This is a genomic window from Moraxella sp., from assembly GCF_024227015.1.
Taxonomy (GTDB): Bacteria; Pseudomonadota; Gammaproteobacteria; order Pseudomonadales; family Moraxellaceae; genus Moraxella.
On record NZ_JAAELD010000123.1, the window covers coordinates 1 to 2536 of the forward strand.

The window sequence follows — 2536 nt, forward strand, 5'->3', positions numbered from 1 at the left end:
CCCAAAAACGATGCAAATGAGCAGCTTTTTAGGTATGATAGCCGATATTTTGGTAGTTATTTTGGAAAGCCATGAAAAGCACTGAACCGATCATTACTTCATTGTTGGATAATGACCTTTATAAATTCACCATGCTCCAAGCGATGCTGCATCAGTTCCCGCAGACGCACGGCGTGTATCGTTTTCGCTGCCGTAATAATGAAGATACGGCTTATCCTTTGAGTCAGATTAAGGATGATCTGGAGGCTCAGCTTGACCTTTTGTGTCAGCTGTCTTTTAGTCAAGATGAGCTTGATTATCTGCGTGGATTGAGATTTATTAAGTCTGATTTTGTGGATTATTTGGAGCTGTTTAAACTAAAACGCCGCTTTATTAAAGTATCAATCGATGATGAGAATCGTCTGAATATTGACATTGAAGGTCCGATGATCCAGGCGATGTTTTTTGAGATTTTTGTGCTGTGTATCGTCAATCAGCTGTATTATGAGCGCCTGAACGATCCCAATGCCTTGGCGCAAGGGCAGAAGCTGTTGGATGAGAAGGTGCAAACCTTAAAGCATTTTGAAATGCTTCAACAATCCGACCTACAGAATCCGCCGTTCATCGTGGCAGACTTCGGCACGCGTCGCCGCTATTCTAAAGACTGGCATTACCACGTCGTGCGTACGCTGTCTAAGGAATCTCCGTCGATCTTTCGCGGTACATCCAACGTGTATCTTGCTAAGGAGCTTGGTATTACCCCAATTGGCACGATGGCGCATGAGTTTATGCAGGCGTTTCAAGCGCTGGATGTGCGTCTGCGTGACAGCCAAAAAGCTGCGCTGGAGGCGTGGGTGCGTGAATATCGTGGGGATTTGGGCATTGCCTTGACCGATGTGGTGGGGATGGATGCGTTTTTGGAAGATTTTGATTTGTATTTTGCTAAGCTGTTCGATGGTCTGCGCCATGATTCGGGCGACCCTTATGAATGGGGCGATAAGGCAATCGCGCATTATGAAATGCTAAAAATTGACCCAAAAACCAAAAGCTTGACTTTCAGTGATGGCTTAACACTCCAAAAAGCTTGGGATTTGCATCAATATTTCAAAGAGCGCATCAAGACAGGCTTTGGTATCGGTACGAATCTAACCAACGACATGGGGCTAAATCAGCTTAACATCGTTCTAAAACTGGTAGAGTGTAATGGTCAGCCTGTTGCCAAGCTCTCTGATAGCCCAGGTAAGACGATGATTCAAGACGATACTTATCTGGCCTACCTAAGACAGGTATTTGGCGTCAAAGAATAACGGATATTGGATAAATCAAAACACCACACTCGGTAATCAGGCGTGGTGTTTTATTGTGAAGAAGAATTATTTTTCTAACTCATCATCGAACGCTTCTGCCAATGCCTTTTCGACCGCAAGGATGCGCTCTTGGCAGATTTTATAGGCTTTGATGGATTCTTCGACGGTGGTGACTAGATTGTCAATGTCTAGATCGTCTGTTTTTTCTAATTGCTCGGCGTTGTTTTTTAGGGTTTGGTAAGCATCTTTGAAGGTTGGTTTTTTTGGCATGAGTATTCTCTGTGTTTGGATATCTTATTGTAATGGATAATTGGTGCTTTGTTAAGTTGTTTGGGATAAAAATAAAAGCGATGCTAAGATCACTTTTATTTTAGATTAATGAAATGATGGTATTAAGCTTTGGCTTTTGTTGCTTGCTTTTGGATGGCAAGACTTCCTACACCATGCTCTTTTAGCCAGATTTGATTGGCTTCCTTGATGGCGCGAATCTCATCATCCATAAAGGCTTTACTCTTACCAGGGTTGCTTGGTGGCGGCATGAGTGTATAGTACCGCGCCCAGCACGCACCATGCCCCGAAGATGCCCCATTCGACGCCGCCCAATCCCGATGGTGAGAAAGGAAGATATAGACCGAACATGATGATACTGATGATCAAGGTAATGACGCCAACGGCTTTACCAAAAGGTACTCTAAATGGGCGAACCATGCTGGGCTCTTTGTAACGCAAATACAAAAACGCCGCCGCCACACAAGTATAAGCAATGACAATGCCAATGCCGCCTGCATCCACAATCCACACTAATGATTTGCGGCCAAATAGTGGCGCAAGTGTTGCCAATCCACCAATGAGCATGATGGCGTTGGCAGGCGTGCCGTATTTTGGATGTAATTTGGCAAGCATGCCAGGCAGCATGTGAGCCTTAGCCATGGCGAACATCAGACGACTACCCCCGATCAAGAATGCATTCCAGCTTGACATGATGCCAAGTACGCCGCCCACAACCAACAGCGCGCCTGCCCAAGTGGAATTCCAAGCATTCGTCATGGCATCTGCCGTAGCGAGCGTTGAGGTTTGAGATTGTTCAAGGGTTAGTGTGTGTCCTACGCTCCAGGCGATGCCCATGTACCACATGACTGCCATGATAAGAGACACAATGAGAAATAAACCGATCTGCGGACGGGTTAGGTCAATCTCTTCGGCTGCCTGTGGAATCACGTCAAAGCCTACGAACATGAATGGTACCATGA

4 protein-coding genes are annotated in these 2536 nt (G+C 45.5%); 1 reads left to right on the forward strand and 3 read right to left on the reverse strand.

The genetic code is table 11. The features are described 5' to 3' along the window. The first annotated feature begins 71 nt into the window (after positions 1–71). Positions 72–1286, forward strand: a complete 1215-nt coding sequence (gene pncB / locus GY683_RS02580; RefSeq protein ID WP_297287257.1) for a nicotinate phosphoribosyltransferase — start codon at positions 72–74, stop codon at positions 1284–1286. 66 nt (positions 1287–1352) lie between these two features. Here pncB and xseB read toward each other — a convergent pair whose 3' ends face one another. The 3 genes from xseB to GY683_RS02595 all read right to left on the reverse strand — a co-directional run. Then, the gene (gene xseB / locus GY683_RS02585) at positions 1353–1556 is read right to left on the reverse strand and encodes an exodeoxyribonuclease VII small subunit (RefSeq protein WP_297287258.1); all 204 of its coding nucleotides are present in this window, start codon (positions 1554–1556) and stop codon (positions 1353–1355) included. Positions 1557–1678: 122 nt separating this feature from the next. Then, entirely contained in the window at positions 1679–1825 is a 147-nt protein-coding gene (locus tag GY683_RS02590; RefSeq protein WP_297287259.1) for a hypothetical protein, read from the reverse strand. Further along, on the reverse strand, positions 1800–2536 hold a 737-nt coding region (locus GY683_RS02595), incomplete at its 5' end, for an APC family permease (RefSeq protein ID WP_297287260.1). The genes GY683_RS02590 and GY683_RS02595, both read right to left, overlap by 26 nt.

What these genes read in the sequence shown, in the direction of transcription:
- xseB (WP_297287258.1), bottom strand. Translation starts at nt 1,556, where the DNA reads ATGCCAAAAAAACCAACCTTCAAAGATGCTTACCAAACCCTAAAAAAC.
- pncB (WP_297287257.1), top strand. Translation starts at nt 72, where the DNA reads ATGAAAAGCACTGAACCGATCATTACTTCATTGTTGGATAATGACCTT.
- GY683_RS02590 (WP_297287259.1), bottom strand. Translation starts at nt 1,825, where the DNA reads ATGCCGCCACCAAGCAACCCTGGTAAGAGTAAAGCCTTTATGGATGAT.